Source organism: Marinobacter fonticola, from assembly GCF_008122265.1.
GTDB lineage: Bacteria > Pseudomonadota > Gammaproteobacteria > Pseudomonadales > Oleiphilaceae > Marinobacter_A > Marinobacter_A fonticola.
Window position 1 is genome coordinate 564602 of sequence record NZ_CP043042.1, and the last position, 20241, is coordinate 584842.

15 protein-coding genes are annotated in these 20241 nt (G+C 58.4%); 14 read left to right on the top strand and 1 reads right to left on the bottom strand.

Translation table 11 applies throughout. The features are described 5' to 3' along the window. Positions 1-255 precede the first annotated feature (255 nt). The gene (guaD, locus tag FXO11_RS02465; RefSeq protein WP_148861418.1) at positions 256-1557 is read left to right on the top strand and encodes a guanine deaminase; all 1302 of its coding nucleotides are present in this window, start codon (positions 256-258) and stop codon (positions 1555-1557) included. Between the two features lie 317 nt (positions 1558-1874). Here guaD and FXO11_RS02470 read toward each other — a convergent pair whose 3' ends face one another. Next, a complete protein-coding gene (locus tag FXO11_RS02470; protein ID WP_148861419.1) occupies positions 1875-2693 on the bottom strand; it encodes a transporter substrate-binding domain-containing protein in 819 nt (272 codons plus the stop codon). A gap of 798 nt (positions 2694-3491) precedes the next feature. Here FXO11_RS02470 and FXO11_RS02475 point away from each other — a divergent pair. The 13 genes from FXO11_RS02475 (at position 3492) to aceE (ending at position 20226) form a co-directional block, all read left to right on the top strand. Next, on the top strand, positions 3492-4856 hold the full coding sequence (locus FXO11_RS02475) for an NCS2 family permease (RefSeq protein WP_227546018.1): 1365 nt from the start codon (positions 3492-3494) through the stop codon (positions 4854-4856). A gap of 169 nt (positions 4857-5025) precedes the next feature. After that, complete coding sequence (locus FXO11_RS02480) at positions 5026-5784, top strand: outer membrane protein OmpK (protein WP_148861420.1); 759 nt, start codon at positions 5026-5028, stop codon at positions 5782-5784. Positions 5785-6186: 402 nt separating this feature from the next. After that, positions 6187-6537 (top strand): hydroxyisourate hydrolase, encoded by a 351-nt coding sequence (gene uraH, locus FXO11_RS02485; protein ID WP_148861421.1) that lies wholly within the window; start codon positions 6187-6189, stop codon positions 6535-6537. A gap of 60 nt (positions 6538-6597) precedes the next feature. After that, complete coding sequence (locus tag FXO11_RS02490) at positions 6598-7956, top strand: urate hydroxylase PuuD (RefSeq protein WP_148861422.1); 1359 nt, start codon at positions 6598-6600, stop codon at positions 7954-7956. A gap of 423 nt (positions 7957-8379) precedes the next feature. Further along, the gene (gene puuE, locus FXO11_RS02495; protein WP_148861423.1) at positions 8380-9324 is read left to right on the top strand and encodes an allantoinase PuuE; all 945 of its coding nucleotides are present in this window, start codon (positions 8380-8382) and stop codon (positions 9322-9324) included. Beyond that, the gene (locus FXO11_RS02500) at positions 9324-10169 is read left to right on the top strand and encodes a bifunctional allantoicase/(S)-ureidoglycine aminohydrolase (RefSeq protein ID WP_148861424.1); all 846 of its coding nucleotides are present in this window, start codon (positions 9324-9326) and stop codon (positions 10167-10169) included. Before puuE ends, FXO11_RS02500 begins: the two co-directional genes overlap by 1 nt. A gap of 20 nt (positions 10170-10189) precedes the next feature. Further along, positions 10190-10687 carry an ureidoglycolate lyase gene (locus FXO11_RS02505; protein WP_148861425.1) on the top strand — a complete coding sequence of 166 codons (498 nt, stop codon included), beginning with the start codon at positions 10190-10192 and terminating at the stop codon, positions 10685-10687. A gap of 138 nt (positions 10688-10825) precedes the next feature. After that, a complete protein-coding gene (gene gcl, locus FXO11_RS02510; RefSeq protein ID WP_148861426.1) occupies positions 10826-12601 on the top strand; it encodes a glyoxylate carboligase in 1776 nt (591 codons plus the stop codon). A gap of 104 nt (positions 12602-12705) precedes the next feature. Next, on the top strand, positions 12706-13482 hold the full coding sequence (gene hyi, locus FXO11_RS02515; protein ID WP_148861427.1) for a hydroxypyruvate isomerase: 777 nt from the start codon (positions 12706-12708) through the stop codon (positions 13480-13482). 34 nt (positions 13483-13516) lie between these two features. Then, positions 13517-14404, top strand: a complete 888-nt coding sequence (locus FXO11_RS02520) for a 2-hydroxy-3-oxopropionate reductase (protein WP_148861428.1) — start codon at positions 13517-13519, stop codon at positions 14402-14404. A gap of 128 nt (positions 14405-14532) precedes the next feature. Then, positions 14533-15846: a glycerate kinase type-2 family protein gene (locus FXO11_RS02525; RefSeq protein WP_148861429.1), complete on the top strand. Its 1314-nt coding sequence runs from the start codon at positions 14533-14535 to the stop codon at positions 15844-15846. Further along, positions 15843-17294, top strand: a complete 1452-nt coding sequence (gene pyk, locus FXO11_RS02530) for a pyruvate kinase (protein ID WP_148861430.1) — start codon at positions 15843-15845, stop codon at positions 17292-17294. Before FXO11_RS02525 ends, pyk begins: the two co-directional genes overlap by 4 nt. Positions 17295-17559: 265 nt before the next feature. Next, positions 17560-20226, top strand: a complete 2667-nt coding sequence (gene aceE / locus FXO11_RS02535; RefSeq protein ID WP_148861431.1) for a pyruvate dehydrogenase (acetyl-transferring), homodimeric type — start codon at positions 17560-17562, stop codon at positions 20224-20226. Positions 20227-20241 lie beyond the last annotated feature (15 nt).

The window sequence follows — 20241 nt, forward strand, 5'->3', positions numbered from 1 at the left end:
CGTGCTGCAGGGAGAGATGGCGGAAGATCAAAGTGGAAAAAACAGCGTTTGAGCCTAAACTAAGGGTTAGTGCAGGCGTACCAAGAGATTGTTTAGCCTATGGGCCGGGGCGTCGAGTTCAAGCCGGCCACGCTCTCAGTCAATCATATTTCCTGACTTTATGGTCAGTTTATTGTTGACCAGAAAGCCGCGCCTGTTTAAATTCTTTGGCAATCAACCCTCAAGTCGCCGCTAACAAAACTGATGAGAGTGACTATGTCTCAATGCAAAGCCTACCGTGCCTCTATCCTTCACAGTGTCGCAGACCCGAGCGAAGTGGGGGCTGAAGCGTCTTATGAATATTTTGAGGACGGCCTGCTGGTAGTCGAGAACGGTACTGTTATCGACTTGGGAAGCGCAGAAAGCCTTTTGTCGTCGCTCTCGCCTGAAGTTGAGGTTGTCCATTACGCCGATGCGTTGATAACCCCGGGTTTTGTCGATACCCACATTCACTATCCGCAAGTCGGCATCATAGGTTCCTATGGTTCGCAGTTGCTGGATTGGCTGGAGACATACACCTTTCCTTGCGAAGGGGAGTTCGCCGATTCCCAGCATGCGAGCGAGCAGGCTGATTTATTTCTCCGCGAGATGCTACGAAACGGAACCACGACCGCGCTGGTGTTCGGCACGGTTCACAAGCAATCCATGGATGCCTTTTTCGAACAGGCCTCCAAACTGAACCTTCGAGTGATCGGAGGGAAAGTATTAATGGATCGAAACGCGCCGGACTATCTGTTGGATACAGCGGAATCGGGCTACGCGGACAGCAAAGAGCTCATCGAGCGCTGGCACGGCAAAGGACGGCTCTCCTACGCCGTAACACCGCGCTTCGCGCCGACAAGCAGTGCCGAGCAACTAGAGCTCGCCGGCAAACTGTTGAAAGAGTTCCCTGGCTTGTACATGCACACTCATCTTTCCGAGAATCGGCAGGAAATCGAGTGGGTCAAAGAACTGTTTCCGGAAAGAGGCGGCTACCTGGATGTGTATGATCACCATGGCCTGATCGGCGAGCGATCGGTGTTCGCGCATTGTGTCCACTTACGGGACGACGAGTGCCAGCGCCTGGGCGATACCGGATCCGCCGTCGCGTTTTGTCCGACATCGAACCTTTTCCTCGGTAGCGGCTTGCTCGACCTGGCGCGTTTGGAGGAGCACGGCGTACGTGTTGGTCTGGGTACGGATATCGGGGCGGGCACCAGTTTTTCCCAGCTGCAAAGCCTCAACGAGGCCTACAAGATATTGCAATTGCAGGGGCAGAAGCTGGACCCTTTCAAGGGGCTGTACCTGGCAACGTTGGGTGGGGCGAAATCCCTCTACCTCGACTACAAAATCGGTAACTTGAAGCCGGGGAAAGAGGCTGACTTCGTGGTGCTCGATTACAACGCCACCCCCCTCGTCGGCGACCGTTTAAAGCGCGCCCAAAGCTTGGAAGAGAAGCTTTTTGCTCTGATGATCCTGGGCGATGACCGCGCGGTGAAGGAGACCTTTAGCGCGGGCGCGTCTGTCCATCAAAGGTAATCACCCTTTTTCTTGAGGCGATGGGCCTCGTTTTCCGGCAGCCGCCAGGCTGCCGGCTTTTTTTTGTGTGGAACAGGGGGTGCAAGGTCGCAACCGTTTCAGCATTCTTCGCCTTGAGAGGGTATTGCAAAAGCTTGCGGTTTTAGGCCGCTTTCCCTCCGCGGGAGAGAGGTGCATTTGTGCAAACCGGCTGGTTGGTGTTTTTACAGCGCCCTCTTGAGAGCCTCGGTGTCTTGAGGGTCTCAGTGTCGCTTGATAGTTGTCCGGGAATGGCCGCCCCGGGCGGGGCGGCGAAATCGCATTGTGAGTCTGAACCGCTATTTTTCTTCCGCATCCTTTGTTTCTTGCCGCTTCAGGAAGTCGATTTTCCACTGCTCCATGCCGAGATATTGAGAGTCAATATGCGCTTCGACCTGATGCTTGGCTTTCAGTGCCTCGATGTCTGCTTGTTGCTCTTTCAGGAAGTCGTCGAAACGCTGCAGCAGCTCGGTCTGTTTCATTGTTGAGAGCCGGAAGGCGCTTCGTGTGTGTGGAAGGTTGGGGTCGAATACAAGGACGTCTGGCCTCGCGCGTATATTGTTGATGTAGTGCAAAGCCACCACGACGTTGTAATAGGCACCGTCGCTGTTTTTTAGCAATGTTTGACGAACCATTTCCTGCAGGCTATCGCTGCGTATGGCCAGTATCTGCGAAGACTCAATCTGTTCTTGATAGCCCAGGGGCGTCCAGCCTTCGACCAGCGCCAAGCGTTTGAGGTGTTCTACAGCCAGACCGGCGCGCCTTGGCGTTACCAATACGCCGTCGACGTATTCGACGATGGGGTCGCTATAGCTCAACGCGTCGGCCGAGCCATCCGAGCGGGCCCAATCGGGGTTATCCGGATACTTGAAATCGATCTTCCCTTCCACCAGAGCCGCTCCCAGCTCCTCCGTGGGCAGCGCTTTGTACACCAGCTTTACATCGGTCTGCTCGGCGAATAGATCGAGTAGGTCTCGGGCAAAGCCGCTATACCGTCGCCACTTGTCGAACCCGTAATGGGGCATGAAATTCGTGTCCTCCACGCCGACGACATAGGTCTGCGCAGCCGTATGGGTTGAGAAAGCCAAAGCCAGGGAAAAAGCGAGTATGTACTTCAAGGGGAACTCCTACTACGTATCGGATGACTTGCTCAACGGCTTGCCGTCGGCGAGTAAACGCTGAATGGTGCAAAGGTAAGCGTACCGTGCGCTATACCGGTAGCCATCAGGCTGCCGGAGCGCTCCTTTCCGGTTGGGTCGCGATTGGGGGCCTTGAAAGGGCGCCTACGAGATAGCCAGTCGAAGGGGCAGCAGTTACTAGCGGCAGCGGTCACGGGAAAAGTGGTCGCCATGAGGTTTGTCACAGGCATTTTTACGGCTCTTTTTGTTGTATACATCTTTGACTATAAAAATCGTATACAATAATACGGTTTGTCAAGCTTAATTCGGCATAAGGCGCGCGCTGTGTTCTTTGCTGTTACCTCGTTCTCCTTCTGCTGGCCGAAAATGCTGCTTCCGTGACGGCGCGCCAGCTATGTTCGGCTGCTTATCGTGCTAGCCGAAGTGACCAACATCCTGAGCCCCGGTTTTGTTTGTTTTCATCGTCGGAGCGGGCGGCGAGCGTGACAAGGCCCGTCTCCGAAGGTCGGTCCACTCCCACTCTGAAAAAGACGGGATGCCTTGCTCGTTAAGGAGCCGTGTCGGGTTCAATTAAGCTTCGAAGTCGGTCTGTCGGGTTTTTGTGTCGTCTACTCAACTTTTTTCAAAAATTGGGTTGCATTTATTGTATACAAAACCATAATCAAGGTGTTCTATCCTGACCGATAGGTCAAGAAATTCAGATGATCGAGACCGTCGTCACCTGCCTCAAGAGCTCGGCTCTGGGTGATTGAAAACAATAAGATGAGGAATACCTTTGTGGAAAATATCGACCAAGAGAAAGGCTCGTACAGCCAAGAAAAGGGCTCGCCCAAAGAGTCTTCAAAAGTGGATTTGCTCGAACGCATCTTCAAGCTCAAGCATCACGGCAGTACCGTAAAGATTGAGCTTCTGGCAGGCCTGACCACATTTATAACGATGGCCTACGTGATCTTCGTGAACCCCAGCATTATGTCGCAAGCCGGTCTCGACTACGGGGCTGCGTTTGTTGCAACCTGCCTTGGGGCGGCACTCGGTTGTCTGCTCATGGGGCTCTATGCCAACTGGCCCGTGGGGCTGGCGCCGGGTATGGGGCTCAATGCCTTCTTCACGTACACCGTCGTTGGTGAGATGGGTTACAACTGGGAAGTTGCACTGGGTGCGGTATTCCTGTCGGGCATCCTGTTCATGATTATGAGTCTGTCGCGCATCCGCGAGTGGCTGCTCAATAGCATACCCATGAGTCTGCGGTTTGCCATGGGCGCCGGGGTGGGTATGTTTCTCGGGCTTATTGGCCTGAAGACGGCAGGCATCGTCGTCGCCAGTCCGGCTACTTTGGTGACGATGGGGTCGTTCGGCGAGCCTCCCGCGTTCCTCGCCGCTATCTGCTTCCTGATGATTGCGGTGCTCAGTCACCGTAATGTCTTCGGCGCTATTCTGGTGAGCATGTTCGTCGTTACGGCCATTGGCTGGGGTATGGGGCTTGTCGAGTACAACGGCCTGATGTCGGCACCGCCGAGCCTTGCGCCCACCTTCATGGCTATGGATGTCGCCGGCGCGCTTAACGTCGGTATGATCAGCGTCGTCCTCGCGTTCCTGTTTGTGAATATGTTCGATACTGCGGGCACGCTGATGGGCGTGGCTCATCGCGCCAATCTTGTCGACGAGAACGGCAAAATAGAAAACCTCTCCCGCTCTCTAAAGGCTGACAGCACCTCCAGTGTGGCCGGCGCTATGATCGGTTGTCCGCCAGTGACCAGCTACGTCGAGAGTGCCGCCGGTGTGGCTGCTGGCGGCCGCACGGGGTTGACGGCAGTCACGGTCGGCGTGCTCTTCCTGCTGGCGACCTTCTTTGCGCCTTTGGCAGGCATGATCCCCGCCTACGCCACCGCAGGCGCGCTGATCTATGTGGCGATGCTGATGATGAGCGGTATGGCTCATATCAACTGGAAAGACGTCACGGACACCATTCCGGCCATCATCACCGTCGTCATGATGCCGCTGACCTTCTCGATCGCCAACGGTATTGCTCTCGGTTTCCTTACATACGCCACGCTGAAGTTGCTCACCGGGCAGCGTGACAAAGTCTCCGTCAGCCTCTACCTGTTGTGTGTGGTGTTTATCGCCAAGTTTGCCTTCCTGTGAGCGGCGGTCCTGAATTCCCGCGCGCTCAATAACGTTCGAAGTCGGGCATGCGTTGTATGCGGTGATGGCTAACGTTGTATTCGTTGGCCCTGCCTCACGGCAGTTCGATGCGCCGGTACGCACATGCCCCAAGTCAAAGCTGACTACAACAAAAAGAGAGGTAACTAGAATGAATCTTTTACAGAAATCTGTCATTGCAGCCTGTGCCTGCACTGCGTTCACCCCCGGCGCCTATGCCGAGAAGTTTTTCGGCGACTCCAGTGTGTCGCTTCTCTACAGTGACGACTACGAGATCTTTGGCTCCGAGCAAGAATCCGCGACGGTCTTTACCTTCGAGAACGCGACCGGCCACAACTGGGGCGATACGTTCTTGTTCGTCGACCGTTATCAAGTTCAGGGCGGTTCGGATAGTGCCGATGACACCTATGGCGAGTTTGCGCCACGCTTGAGTCTGAGCTGGTTAACCGGTCAGCCGCTCAGTTTCGGGCCGGTGTCCGATGTGTTCGTCGCCACCCAATACGAGTTTGGGGGCGGTGTCGATGCCAACAACTACCTTTATGGGCTGGGGTTGAGCTGGGACGTGCCTGGCATGCAATACTTTAATACGAACGCCTACTATGTGAGCAATAACACGATTTTTGACGCCGAAGATGACTGGCAGTTGACCGTCACCTGGGGTGCGCCATTCAATGTGGGTAGCGCACGGTTCGTCTTCGATGGTTATGTGGACTACGCGGCGGGCGTAAGTGGTGGTCAAAGTGCTGATCTGCATATCAATCCCCAGTTCAAGCTCGATCTCGGCCATTTCATGGGCGAGTCCGGCGTGCTTCTGGCCGGTATAGAGTACTCGTACTGGCGCAATAAATACGGTAGCCCTAATATCGACACCGAGAATGCCGTCAGCGCATTGGTCAAATTCCACTTCTGAGGTTCCCATCGGCGGCACGGGCAGTGCCGCCCTGCTTGGGCGCGCGGACGGCCGAACCGGAGATCGTGCCGGTCGTCCGCCCTTCCGGCACACTAGGCCATCGGGTTAAACGCCCCCGCAAGTCCATAATAGATCCGCAGAGTTCCAGCCTTCTCGCCTGAAGCATCGACATCGGTTCCATTGTCTGGTGCACAGTGCCCTTGCCCTCGTGCGTATGTCGATGCTGTTATTACTCGGTACCTGTGAGGCAGTGCGGTGTTTGTCCAGGTATTTTGACAATTCATCGCTCACCAAAGTGTGTACAAGATATATATTCAATTGTATACTTTTACCGAATGAGAGAGACCTTTTCGCTTGCCGCGTTCTTGTGGTCCGTTCACCATCACGTTACAGGAGAGCTTTATGGGGCGCCTAACCACACACGTACTGGATACTTCGCTTGGCCAGCCCGGGGAGGGGATTCGCATCGAAGTCTACCGGCTGGAGGCAGAGTCACGCACTTTTTTGAAAGAGGTGACGACCAACGCCGATGGGCGTTGCGACGCGCCGATTCTTGAGGGTGAAGCGCTCGGGGAAGGTCAGTATGAACTGATTTTTCATGCCGGGGACTATCTTGGCGCTCAGGACGAAGGGGCTGGGCCGCGCTTTCTAGATACCATTCCGCTGCGCTTTGGCGTCGCCGACACCACCCAGCACTATCACGTACCGCTACTCTTGTCTCCTTATAGCTATTCCACATACCGCGGTAGCTGAGTCGCCGGTGTTTCTAACGTCATAATAATCCGAGCAACAACACAATAAGAGAAGAGCCTCATGGAAGCTTATATTCTAGACTTCGGGAACTTCATGCTGCGGTGGCTGCACGTCATTGCTGCAATCGCATGGATCGGCGAGTCAATCTACTTCGTGATGCTGGATAACGGTCTCAAGCCACCCAAGGAAGAAAGCTGCAAGAAGAAAGGGGTTTTCGGGGAAATGTGGGCGGTGCATGGCGGTGGCTTCTACCACAACCAGAAGTACGCCACGAGTCCGGAAACCTTGCCCAAAGACCTGCACTGGTCGTTCTGGAAGTCGTACACGGCTTGGCTTTCAGGTTTTGCGTTGTTTGTCCTTCTCTATATGGTCAATCCGAGCTTCTATCTGATCAACGCCAACAGTGACTGGGCGTGGGCAGCCCAGCTGACGGGCTGGCAGGCTAATTGCGTAGCGCTGCTTTTCCTTCTGTTTGGCTGGGTGGTCTATAACGAGCTGTGTAAGCGCATCAGTCCCAATATGGAGCGGGATGGTCTGCTAAGCGTTGCCGTTGGCATCTTCATGATTGTGGTGGCGTATCTCAGTACCCAGCTGTTCGCTGGCCGCGCAGCTTTCCTGCTAACGGGTGCCGTTATGGCGACAGCGATGTCCGCCAATGTGTTCTTCTGGATTATTCCCGGCCAGCGTCGAATGGTTAATGCCATGAAGGCGGGCGAGGAGCCCAATCCCCTCGATGGTAAGCGCGGTAAGCAGCGTTCGGTTCACAACACGTACTTTACGCTACCGGTCGTGCTTCTGATGATCAGCAATCACTACGCCTTCGCGTACACCCATGACCTGGCATGGCTGCTCATGGCGCTGTTTATTTTTGCAGGGGCGCTCATTCGCCAGTTCTTCGTGCTGATGCATGCGGGCAAAACCAATCCCGTTTACCTCGTTGCGGGTGCCTTGCTGATCCTGCTGGTGTTTACGATTGCGGCGCCGGAGAGTAAGTCGCAGGACAATGAAGCCTCCGCGAATTCCACAAGCTCGGAGCCTGCGTCGTCGGCGAGTTCAGGGTCCGAGTCGTCGGCAGCGTCGGAGTCCGACACCTCCGCGGCAAGCTCTGAGCCAGCCGCGAATGACGAGTCAGGGGCTGCAGCGAGTGCAGACGCCGGCGCAGCGCCGGAGGCTGCGGGTGCTGGTCTGCCGGAAAACGTAAGCACGATTATTGATCAGCGCTGTGTGGCCTGCCACTCCGAGTCGCCCAGTCATCCGGGCTTTTCTGCGCCTCCAGCGGGTTTCTCGCTCGATACCGTAAGTCAGATTGAAGGTCAGGCCGCCAAGATCAAGGAGGTTGTGGCTAGCGGCTACATGCCACTGGGCAATATGACCAAGATGACGGAAGAAGAGCGCGACGTTATCGAAAACTGGAAATAGTCATGTTTTGCCAGCGTCTGGCCTGCGTCTGACTATCGACGTCGAGGCCGGCGCTGGGTTGCTTCTCAGGTGCGATTTGGGTTGGCAAGCGACCCAACCCAGATTTTGGGGTCAGTCTGTAGTTGGCGTGGGCCGCCTGTACCCCGTATCGCCAAGGCTGGCCTCCTTTTTGTTTTCCTCCTGTTCTCACTCGGCAATAGCGCTTCTCTTGCGCACACCCTTCCTGTGGTCTGTCACTTCTAGTTGTGGACAAATATATAAGAAATTGTTCTTTGTCCGCTTTGTAAAAAATCCAAATAACTAAGTTATTGCTATGGATTTTCAGTTTTAAATGTATACAATAATTCATAGTAACGGTATGCAAAATGCTCGAAGACTCGTGCAGCCTGCCAGGCAGAACGAAAGAAGGAAGGACGCAGTTTGATGAATCCCGTGCACCCTGATGACTATCCTCGCGACCTGATTGGTTACGGTTCCGAGCCGCCGCATGCGAACTGGCCCGGGCGGGCGCGCATCGCTGTGCAGTTCGTTCTTAATTACGAAGAAGGTGCAGAAAACTGCGTCCTGCATGGCGATGCGCATTCCGAGCAGTTTCTGTCGGAAATAGCGGGGGCGGAAGCCTACGCCGACCGCCATATGAGCATGGAGTCGATCTACGAGTATGGTTCGCGCGCCGGAGTGTGGCGGCTGCTGAGGGAATTTCAGCGCCGCGGAATGCCGCTCACGGTCTTTGGTGTGGCGATGGCGCTTGAGCGCCACCCTGAGCTCGCTCATGCCTTTAAGGAGCTGGGGCACGAAATTGCCTGTCACGGCTGGCGCTGGCTTCACTACCAAAACGTCCCCGAGAGCATCGAGCGAGCGCACATGCGCCGAGCCATCGAAACTTTCCAGGCGCTCTACGGCGAGAAACCGCAAGGGTGGTACACCGGCCGTGACAGTGAAAATACCCGGCGCCTGGTGCTGGACGAGGGCTCCTTCCTCTACGACAGCGATTACTACGGCGACGACCTGCCATTCTGGACTTCCCAGAGCGATAGCGAAGGGCATCGGCACAATCATTTGGTGGTGCCCTACACGCTGGACACGAACGATATGCGCTTCGCTTCCGCGCATGGTTTTGGCACCGGCGAGGACTTTTTTACTTACCTTCGGGACGCATTCGACGTGCTTTATGCCGAGGGCGAGGAAGCGCCGAAGATGCTGTCCATTGGCCTCCACTGCCGGCTGGTAGGGCGACCGGGTCGCTTCCGTGGCCTGCAGCGGTTTCTCGACCACATCGAGGCTCATGATCGTGTCTGGGTTACCCGGCGGGTGGATATCGCACGCCACTGGGCTGAGTGTCACCCGTTTTCATCTAAGGAGCAGTAATGTCTAGTCGACCTGTGCACAACTACTACGCCCCGGCGGGCGGCCATCCGCCCCAGACTCAGTTGCTGACTGATCGCGCCGTATTTACGGACGCGTATGCCGTCATCCCCAAAGGCGTGATGCGGGACATCGTTACCAGTGCCTTGCCGCACTGGGAGAACACCCGGCTGTGGGTGCTTTCCCGTCCATTGTCCGGCTTCGCCGAAACGTTTTCGCAATACATCATGGAAGTCTCCGCCGGTGGCGGCAGCGAGCGGCCGGAGTCCGACCCTAACGCCGAAGGCGTGCTGTTCGTGGTCGAGGGCGAGATGACCCTGACGATGGCCGGTCAGCGGCACCGGATGGAGACGGGCGGTTATGCCTTCATTCCGCCGGGCACCACGTGGCAGCTGCGTAACGAAACCGATACGACCGTGCGCTTTCACTGGATACGCAAGGCCTACGAGTGGGTCGACGGTATCGAGGCGCCCCAGCCCTTCGTCACCAATGACAATGACGTTACACCGATGGAAATGCCGGAGACCGAAGGTCGCTGGACCACGACGCGCTTCGCCGATCCGCAGGACATCCGTCACGACATGCACGTCAATATCGTCAACTTCCAACCGGGCGGGGTCATTCCGTTCGCCGAGACGCACGTGATGGAGCACGGCCTCTATGTGCTCGAAGGCAAAGCCGTCTACCGCCTCAACCAGGATTGGGTTGAAGTCGAAGCGGGCGACTACATGTGGTTGCGGGCTTTCTGTCCCCAGGCGTGCTACGCCGGCGGTCCAGGCCCCTTCCGTTACCTGCTTTACAAAGACGTTAACCGTCACATGAAGCTCAGCCCATTCGGTTCGCGCTGAGCTGAGACGAGGAGGTACCCATGCTGGAACTTCAGGCCCAATCGTTGACCCCCGAAGCCTTCGCGGATTTCGGCGACGTGATCGAGCAGCGGGAAGATAAAGCCTTCCCCATCAATGCGGGACGCACTCAGCGCCATCACGATCTCGCCAAGGTTGAAGTCCTCGGTGAAGAGGCGAGGACGCTCGTGAGTATTTTTGTCAGCCAGCCGGTGACGGTGCCTCTCGAGCTCGCTTTTCTGGAGCGCCACCCCCAAGGCAGTCAGGCGTTCATGCCGCTGCACGAGGAGCGCTTTGTAGTTGTCGTGGCGCCGCCGGGCGACTCGATCGATCCGAGTGAAGTCCGTGCCTTTGTCACGAATGGACGACAGGGCGTGAATTACCGGGCCGGCACCTGGCACGCGGTGCAGTCGGTACTGGATAAAGAGGGAGAATTCCTGGTTGTTGACCGCGGTGGCGCGGGTAACAACTGCGACGAATACGCGCTGGAGGTCCGCGTGGTCCTAGGGCGATCAGGCTGACCCACGCCCCTTCATTTCTTGGCGCCTAATGCCGCTGACCGAAGACCTGATAGGTCAGCACCAACGATATGAACACGTTTCGCTTACCGGGACGAGGATCGTCCTGCTCAGAACAACAATTCTTTTGGAGGAAACTTCATGACTCGCATGACCGCAGCAGAAGCCGCAGTTCACGTTTTGAAGAAAGAAGGTATCGATATGACCTTCGGCGTACCCGGAGCGGCGATTAACCCGTTCTACGCCGCTATGCGCAAAGTGGGTGGGGTCGATCACGTCCTCGCTCGCCACGTCGAAGGCGCCTCGCATATGGCGGAGGGCTACACCCGTACAAAGGCCGGGAATATCGGTGTTTGTATCGGGACTTCCGGCCCCGCGGGGACCGATATGATCACCGGGCTGTACTCGGCCACCGGCGATTCCATTCCCATTCTGTGCATCACCGGCCAGGCGCCGCGCAGCAAGTTGCACAAGGAAGATTTCCAGGCGGTCAACATCCAGGCCATCGCCGGACCGGTCACCAAATGGGCCGTCACCGTGCTTGAGCCGGCGCAGGTGCCCCGCGCTTTCCAGCAGGCCTTCCAGTTGATGCGCAGCTCCCGTCCCGGACCGGTGCTGATCGATCTGCCCATCGATGTACAGATGAGTGAAATCGAGTTCGATCCGGACACCTACGAGCCCTTGCCCGCCTATAAGCCTGCCGCCTCGCGCGCGCAAATCGAGAAGGGGCTGGCCATGTTGAATGATGCGGACAAGCCGCTTCTGGTGGCTGGTGGCGGGGTCATCAACGCCGATGCCAGCGACCTGCTGGTTGAATTCGCGGAGCTCACTGGCGTTCCGGTTATTCCAACGCTGATGGGGTGGGGCACAATCCCCGACGACCATCACCTGATGGCGGGTATGGTGGGTCTGCAGACCTCCCACCGCTACGGCAATGCGACGATGCTGGCGTCCGATTTCGTCATGGGTATCGGCAACCGCTGGGCGAACCGCCACACCGGTAGCATCGAAGCCTACACCAAAGACCGGAAGTTCGTTCACGTCGACATCGAGCCGACCCAGATCGGTCGGATCTTCGGGCCCGACTACGGCATTGTCTCCGATGCCAAGGCCGCGCTGGAGCTGTTCATCACCGTCGCCAAGGAATGGAAGGCCGAGGGCAAGCTGAAGGACCGTACCGCCTGGGCGGCCGAATGCCACGAGCGCAAGCGCACGCTGCTGCGTAAGACTCACTTCGACAACGTGCCGGTCAAGCCGCAGCGGGTGTACGAAGAGATGAACAAGGTCTTCGGCAAGAATACCCGCTACGTCACGGCCATCGGCCTGTCGCAAATTGCCGGGGCTCAGTTCCTGCACGTCTACAAGCCTCGCCACTGGATCAACTGTGGTCAGGCAGGCCCGCTGGGCTGGACCATTCCTGCGGCGCTGGGTGTCTGCCGTGCCGACCCCGATGCCGAGGTCGTCGCACTGTCCGGGGACTACGACTTCCAGTTCATGATCGAGGAGCTGGCTGCCGGGGCACAGTTCAACCTGCCGTACATTCATGTTCTTGTGAACAACTCCTACCTGGGGCTGATTCGCCAGGCCCAGCGTGGCTTCGAGATGGACTACTGCGTACAGCTGGCCTTCGAGAACATTAACTGTCCGGAAATCAATGAGTACGGCGTCGACCACGTATCGGTCGTCGAAGGACTCGGTTGTAAAGCTCTGCGGGTCACCAAGCCCGACGACATTGGCCCCGCGTTCGAGCAGGCGCGTGAGCTTATGCATAAGCACCGGGTACCGGTCGTGGTCGAAGTCATTCTCGAGCGTGTGACGAACATCGCCATGGGTACCGATCTGGAAGGTGTCAACGAGTTCGAGGACTTGGCAGAGAACGCCACCGATGCGCCAACCTCCATCGCCAGCCTGACCTAAGCACGGCTCAGTCTGAGATAGGTATGTATTCGGCCCGGCCCCCCGCGCGAATGTTGCGGGTGGGCCAACCGGAGCACTGAAAACGCACCAGTAGGAGACCCAAGATGCCTAAGTTTGCGGCAAATTTAAGCATGCTGTTCACCGAAGAAGACTTTCTTGATCGCTTTCAGGCCGCTGCGTCTGCGGGCTTTCGCGGCGTGGAATACCTGTTTCCCTACGATTTTCCCGCGGCCGACATCAAGAAGCGGTTGGATGAGCACAACCTCACCCAAGTGCTGCACAACCTGCCAGCCGGGGACTGGGGCGCAGGCGAGCGCGGTATTGCCTGCCATCCTGACCGGGTCGAGGAGTTCCGCGCCGGCGTCGATAAAGCGATCGAGTACGCCACCGCGCTGGACTGCAAACAGGTGAATTGCCTGGCAGGGATCAAGCCCCAGAACGTCAGCCAGGAGCAGGCCCACAAAACCTTCGTGGAGAACCTTCGGTTCGCCGCCGAGAAATTGCAGGCCGCCGGTATCCTGTTGCTCGTCGAAGCGATCAACACCCGTGACATACCGGGATTCTTCCTTAACCGTACCGATCAGGCGCTGGAGGTGTTGGCGGAAGTCGGCAGCGATAACCTGAAGCTGCAGTACGACATCTATCACATGCAAATCATGGAAGGCGACCTGGCTCGAACCATCGAGACGAACTTTTCAAATATCAGCCATGTGCAGCTGGCCGACAACCCGGGACGTAACGAACCGGGCACGGGTGAAATCAACTACCCGTTCCTGTTCGCCCATCTCGAACGCCTGGGTTACCAGGGTTGGATCGGCTGCGAGTACAAGCCTGCGGGCAAGACGCTCGAAGGGCTTGGCTGGCTGGACTCCGCACAATAAACGTGATCCCACAACGACCGATAAGGAGAGGATTATGAGCAAGATTGGTTTCATTGGTCTTGGCATTATGGGTCGGCCCATGGCCGGACATTTGATCGACGCGGGCCACGAACTGGTGACCTACGTTAAGTACGATTCGCTGGACAAGGAGCTGGCTTCTAAGGGTATGAAGGAAGTCGACAGCCCCAAGGCAGTCGCCGAACAAGCCGAAATCATCATCACGATGGTGCCGGACACGCCCGACGTCGAGGAAGTGTTGCTGGGCGAAAACGGCGTGCTGGAAGGCCTGAAGCCGGGCACCTTGGTGATCGACATGAGCTCTATCGCGCCGATCCCCACACAGGCATTCGCCAAGCGTATCACCGAGGCTGGTGGTGAGTTCGTCGATGCTCCGGTATCCGGCGGCGAAGGCGGCGCTGTCAACGCGACACTGACCATCATGGTCGGTGGCACTGCGGAAGGCTTCAATCGCGCGCTGCCTGTGCTGGAAGTGATGGGTAAGACAATTACCCACATTGGCGAGCACGGCGCCGGTCAGATCTGCAAGGTCGCCAACCAGATCGTCGTTGCACTGACCATCCAAGCGACGGCTGAAGGTCTGCTGTTCGCCTCCAAAGCAGGCGCAGACGTCGCGAAAGTACGCGAAGCGCTGCTCGGTGGCCTGGCGCAGTCGAAGATACTGGATGTGCACGGCGAGCGCATGATCAAGCGCACCTTCGAGCCGGGTTTCCGGATCCGTCTGCATCAGAAGGACCTGAACCTGGCGCTGGAAAGTGCCCGCAGCCTTAATCTGTCTCTGCCTGGCACGGCCAACGCTCAGCAGCTGTTCCAAGCGTGCGCGGCCAACAACGGCGCCGACTGGGATCATGCCGGCATCGTCCGGGCTCTAGAGAAGTTGGCTGATCACGAAGTGGGCAGCTAAGCCGTAAAGCCGGCGGCAGCCGGCGCGTAAAGCGTCCTCTGGCAGGTGCCGTGTCGGCACCTGCCATGACCCCGCGCCGACAGGCCCTTTCTCCTTCTTCATTCTGTATTCGTAGCGAGGACCCGCCGATGCACGTCCTGTCCGATGCGCTCAGCCTGGAACACCCGACCGAAGTGAACGTCTGGCTAAGGGAGCTTGCCTCCATTGCCGTATCCGCCGTTCATCCCGATACGCTTTTTAAACCGGACCAGCTTCCACCACGTCCGTCCGGACGCACTGTGGTGATCGGGGCTGGCAAAGCGGCCGCAGCGATGGCAGCGTCTTTCGAGCGGGCGTGGGCGGAGTCCTACCCAGACGCGGATATTTCCGGCGTCGTCGTCACCCGCTATGGCCATGGCGCCGACTGCCAATATATCGAGGTGCTGGAAGCCTCTCATCCAATGCCGGATGAACTGGGCGAGAAGGCTGCTCAGCGCATGCTCGACTCGGTGGGCGCACTCACCGCGGATGACCTGGTGATCGCGCTGGTGTCCGGTGGTGGTTCAGCGTTGATGACCCTGCCTGCTCAGGGCCTGACCCTGCAGCAAAAGCAGGCGATCAACAGCAAGCTTTTACGGTGTGGCGCGCCGATTCGCGAGATCAACACCGTGCGTCGCCATCTATCCAGTATCAAAGGCGGCCGCTTGGCGGCTGCGGCGCACCCGGCGCCAGTGGTGACCTATCTGATTTCCGATGTGCCCGGAGACGATCCCACGCTGATTGCCTCCGGACCGACCCTGCCAGATGCGACAACACCGCTCGACGCGCTGGCAATCCTGGAACGCTATGCCATCGAGATTCCCGAGGCCGTGCGTAGCCACCTGGAGAGCGACAACACCGCACCTAACGCGGACTCGACCGATTTTGATCGAGATCGCTCGGTGATTCAGGCCAGAGCGCGGGATGCGCTTTGCGCTGCGCGCGCTGCCGCGGTGGCGGCCGGTATCGAGGTCCGGATACTGGGCGATGACCTGGAAGGCGAGGCGAGGGAACTGGGGCGTGAACACGCCGCACTGGCGCTGGAACTCCAAAACGACATTTCCGCTCCGCTGCTGATTCTTTCCGGTGGAGAGACCAGCGTGACGGTTCGTGGCAACGGCAGGGGCGGGCGCAATGTCGAATACCTTCTGGGCGCTTTTACGGCCCTCGAGGGCGCGCACAACATATACGCGCTAGCCATCGACACCGACGGTATCGATGGCTCCGAGGACAATGCCGGCGCGCTCTTCGGCCCAGGCGACTGGTCTCGGGCTGAAGCCATGGCACTGGATCCCGAGGCGTATCTCGCGGACAACGATGCCTACAGTTTTTTTGCGGGTCTCGATGGCCTGATCGTCACCGGCCCCACCCGCACCAACGTCAATGATTTTCGCGCCCTGCTCGTACTGCCGAGGTCTGCATGAGAAAAACGCTGAACACGATTCGCCGCACCAAAATTGTCGCCACACTGGGCCCTGCCAGCGACCGCCCGGGTGTGCTTGAAGCCATGATTAAGGCCGGGGTGAATGTGGTGCGCCTCAATTTTTCCCACGGTAGCGCGGATGACCACGGCCGGAGACTCTCCGAGGTTCGGGAGATCGCTGATAGGCTCGGCAAGAGCGTCGCGGTGATGGGCGATCTTCAAGGCCCCAAGATCCGTATCGCCCGTTTCCGGGACGGTGCTGTCACGCTCGCCAAGGGCCAGCCGTTTGTAATCGACATGGCATTGGAGAACGATGCCGGTGACAGCCAACGGGTCGGCTGCGATTACAAGGCGCTGGGCCAGGACGTGGTTACGGGTGATCGCCTGCTGCTGGACGACGGTCGCCTCGTGCTTCAGGTGGACAGTGTGGATGCCTCCGAGGTTCGCACGACGGTCGTCGTGGGGGGCAAACTCTCCAACAACAAGGGCATCAACAAGCAGGGAGGCGGATTGTCCGCCGCGGCGCTCACAGACAAAGACCGTGCGGACATCACAACCGCCCTCGAGATCGGCGTGGACTATCTTGCCGTGTCCTTCCCCCGTAGCGCCGCTGACATGCACGAAGCCCGCGACCTCCTGGGCGAAGCCGGCAAGCACATTGGCCTCGTGGCCAAGATCGAGCGCGCTGAAGTTGTGGCCGACCACGCGACCTTGGACGAGGTCATTAGCGCCTCCGAAGCCGTTATGGTGGCCCGCGGGGATCTCGGTGTCGAGATTGGCGATGCGCAGCTTATCGGCGTCCAGAAGCGCATGATCAAGCGGGCGCGACAGCTCAACCGTGCCGTGATCACCGCCACACAAATGCTGGAAACGATGATTACTGCGCCTCTGCCCACTCGAGCTGAGGTTTTCGACGTGGCGAATGCCGTTCTTGACGGTACAGACGCCGTCATGCTGTCTGCTGAAACCGCAGCAGGCGAATATCCGGTGGAGGCCGTCGAAGCGATGCACCGGCTCTGCCTGGGTGCCGAGCGGGAGAGAAGTACGCAGGAATCCGGCCACCGCGTGCGGCAGGATTTCGCGCGGATCGACGAGGCGGTCGCACTGTCGGCGATGTACGCCGCCAACCACCTTGGGGGCGTCGCGGCGATCGCATGCATGACTGCGACCGGCCGCACCGCCCTTATCGCCTCCCGGATCCGCTCCGGCTTGCCCATTGTCGGGTTGGCGCACAACCCATTGGCCCAGCGGCGGATGGCGTTGTATCGGGGCGTGTCCTCTGTGCTTTTCGACACGACGACGATGGCTGCCGATGAAGTGAACGAGCGCGCTATCGAGTTGCTCGTGTCCAAAGGCATTGTCACCACCGGCGATCAGGTCATTTTGACCCGCGGTGATCAGATGGATGCGCACGGGGGCACCAATGCCTTCAAGATCATCGAGGTTTAAAACCGGGCGGCGGCGTATCCAGCACGCCCGGCTGAAGTTTGAGTGTGGGTCCGCTATGAAGCGGGTGCTGGCTTCCGATGCCGGTCCGCGATATAGCGTTGCCAAGCACCACTCCGAACGTCAATCCGTTCCCGCGGCACAGGCGAAGTTCCGCTAGTCGTTGCCGCCACCCCCTTTATCCCAGAAAAAACTAAAAAGCGTCGCCGTTGTGCCCCAGGGCTCCGGCGACAGTCTCAACCACCTATTTGGATTCATGGAGAAGCCCATGCATCGTGACGAAGACCCGACTGAAACCCGAGAATGGATGGAAGCACTGAAGTCCGTCATCGAGGTCGAAGGCGTTGATCGGGCGCAGTATCTTCTCGGTCGTCTTTCCGAGCTTGCGACCCGCGATGGCGCGGCTGCGCCGTTCACGCTCAATACACCTTACCGCAACACCATTCCGGCGACTCAGGAAGCGCGCATGCCCGGCGATCTGTTCATGGAGCGGCGCATCCGTTCCCTGATTCGCTGGAATGCCATGGCGATGGTGCTGCGGGCCAACAAGAAGCCGGGCGACCTTGGCGGCCATGTGTCCTCGTTCTCTTCGGCAGCCACACTGTACGACGTAGGCTTCAACTACTTCTTCCATGGCGGCGACGAAAAGCGGGAAGGGGACCTGGTTTATTTTCAGGGGCATTCGTCGCCGGGCATCTACGCGCGCTCCTATCTCGAGCGCCAGTTCGATGAAGAGCAGCTGGATAACTATCGCTCCGAAGTGGATGGCAACGGTTTGTCCTCTTACCCTCATCCCTGGTTAATGCCGGATTACTGGCAGTTCCCCACGGTGTCCATGGGGCTGGGGCCGATCCAGGCCATCTATCAGGCCCATGTGATGAAGTACATGGACAGCCGTGAGCTGATCGAGATGGGCGACCGCAAGGTCTGGTGCTTCCTCGGCGATGGCGAATGTGACGAGCCGGAATCCCTCGGTGCCATCGGCGTAGCCGGTCGCGAGAAGCTCGATAACCTTATATTCGTCGTCAACTGCAACCTGCAGCGCCTGGACGGGCCGGTGCGCGGTAATGGCAAGATCATTCAGGAACTGGAAGGCGCCTTCCGCGGTGCCGGCTGGAACGTGATCAAGGTCGTCTGGGGCCGGCAGTGGGATCCCTTGTTCGAAAAAGACAAGGACGGTGTGATGCAGCGCACCATGGACGAGGTGGTCGACGGCGATCTGCAGAACTACAAGAGCAACGGCGGCGCCTATACCCGCAAGCACTTCTTCGAGCGGGATCCGCAAATGGCCGAACTGGTCAAGGATCTGAGCGACGAGGATATTGCCCGGCTCAATCGTGGCGGCCACGACCCCTACAAGGTCTACGCGGCCTACCACCAGGCCACCACCCAAAAAGGCCGGCCGACGGTCATCCTGGCGCAAACGGTCAAGGGCTATGGCTTCGGCCAGGCCGGCGAAGCTCAGAACGTGGCCCACCAGTTGAAGAAACTGGATCTGGATACGGTGAAGGCGTTCCGGGATCGTTTCGGCGTGCCCATCTCCGATGACGACATCGAGGACATTCCTTACTACCGTCCTGCGCCGGACTCGCCGGAAATGGTCTATATGCAGAAACGCCGCAAGGATCTGGGTGGCCATTACCCCAAACGTCGTAAGGACAGTCAGCCCTTGCAGATCCCCGGGCTGGACGTGTTCGAACCGGTCCTCGCCGGCAGCGGCGATCGTAAAATTTCCACCACCATGGGCTTTGTGCGGATGCTCAATGCCATGGTGAAAGACAAGCGTATCGGTAAGCGCATCGTGCCCATCGTGCCCGACGAGGCCCGCACCTTCGGCATGGAAGGACTGTTCCGACAGATGGGGATCTACACCTCCGAGGGTCAGAAGTACACGCCCCAGGACCGTGACCAGATCATGTACTACCGGGAAGACAAGCAGGGCCAGATCCTTGAGGAAGGCATCAACGAAGCCGGTGCCATGGCGGCCTGGATTGCTGCGGCTACCTCCTATAGCAGCAACGACTTCCCGCTGATCCCCTTCTACCTGTTCTATTCCATGTTCGGTTACCAGCGTGTGGGCGACCTCTGCTGGGCTGCGGGCGACATGCAGGCGCGGGGCTTCTTGCTGGGTGGCACCTCCGGCCGTACCACCCTGAACGGCGAAGGGCTGCAGCATCAGGACGGTCACAGCCATACCCTGTTCGGCACCATACCCAATTGCGTGTCCTACGATCCGGCCTATGCCTACGAGGTCGCCGTGGTGGTGCAGGACGGCATGCGGCGCATGTATGAAGAGAACGAAAGCGTCTACTACTACATCACGCTGCTGAACGAAAACTACGAGCACCCGGCCATGCCCGAGGGCGTGGAAGAAGGCATTATCAAGGGTCTTTATCAGTTCGAGAGCGTCGAGGTGGGCGGCAAAGGCAAGAAGAAGGTCCCGCGGGTCCAGCTGCTTGGCAGCGGCTCGATCTTCAACGAGGTGCGCGCGGCGGCGCAGTTGCTCAAGGACGACTTCGGTGTTTCCAGCGACGTTTGGAGTGTCACCAGTTTCAATGAACTGGCCCGGGACGGTCAGCATATAGCGCGCTGGAACCGGCTGCACCCGGATGACAAACCCAGGACAGCCTACGTCACCCAGTGCTTGCAGGACAGGGAAGGGCCGGTCGTCGCCTCCACCGACTACATCAAACTTCATGGGGAGCAGATCCGCGCCTTCGTACCCAACCGCTATGCGGTGTTGGGCACCGATGGCTTTGGTCGCAGCGATACCCGTGAAAAGCTTCGTTCGTTTTTCGAGGTCGATCGCTATCACGTGGTTGTCGCGGCGCTGTCGTCCCTGGCAGAAGAAGGGACCGTCGATGCCAAGCAGGTACTGGACGCCATGCGCAAGTACGGTATCGACCGCAACAAACCCAACCCTATTTCCTGCTGAGGCAAGACGGAGAGT

What these genes read in the sequence shown, in the direction of transcription:
- guaD (WP_148861418.1), top strand. Translation starts at nt 256, where the DNA reads ATGTCTCAATGCAAAGCCTACCGTGCCTCTATCCTTCACAGTGTCGCA.
- FXO11_RS02480 (WP_148861420.1), top strand. Translation starts at nt 5,026, where the DNA reads ATGAATCTTTTACAGAAATCTGTCATTGCAGCCTGTGCCTGCACTGCG.
- uraH (WP_148861421.1), top strand. Translation starts at nt 6,187, where the DNA reads ATGGGGCGCCTAACCACACACGTACTGGATACTTCGCTTGGCCAGCCC.
- FXO11_RS02490 (WP_148861422.1), top strand. Translation starts at nt 6,598, where the DNA reads ATGGAAGCTTATATTCTAGACTTCGGGAACTTCATGCTGCGGTGGCTG.
- puuE (WP_148861423.1), top strand. Translation starts at nt 8,380, where the DNA reads ATGAATCCCGTGCACCCTGATGACTATCCTCGCGACCTGATTGGTTAC.
- FXO11_RS02500 (WP_148861424.1), top strand. Translation starts at nt 9,324, where the DNA reads ATGTCTAGTCGACCTGTGCACAACTACTACGCCCCGGCGGGCGGCCAT.
- FXO11_RS02505 (WP_148861425.1), top strand. Translation starts at nt 10,190, where the DNA reads ATGCTGGAACTTCAGGCCCAATCGTTGACCCCCGAAGCCTTCGCGGAT.
- gcl (WP_148861426.1), top strand. Translation starts at nt 10,826, where the DNA reads ATGACTCGCATGACCGCAGCAGAAGCCGCAGTTCACGTTTTGAAGAAA.
- hyi (WP_148861427.1), top strand. Translation starts at nt 12,706, where the DNA reads ATGCCTAAGTTTGCGGCAAATTTAAGCATGCTGTTCACCGAAGAAGAC.
- FXO11_RS02520 (WP_148861428.1), top strand. Translation starts at nt 13,517, where the DNA reads ATGAGCAAGATTGGTTTCATTGGTCTTGGCATTATGGGTCGGCCCATG.
- FXO11_RS02525 (WP_148861429.1), top strand. Translation starts at nt 14,533, where the DNA reads ATGCACGTCCTGTCCGATGCGCTCAGCCTGGAACACCCGACCGAAGTG.
- pyk (WP_148861430.1), top strand. Translation starts at nt 15,843, where the DNA reads ATGAGAAAAACGCTGAACACGATTCGCCGCACCAAAATTGTCGCCACA.
- aceE (WP_148861431.1), top strand. Translation starts at nt 17,560, where the DNA reads ATGCATCGTGACGAAGACCCGACTGAAACCCGAGAATGGATGGAAGCA.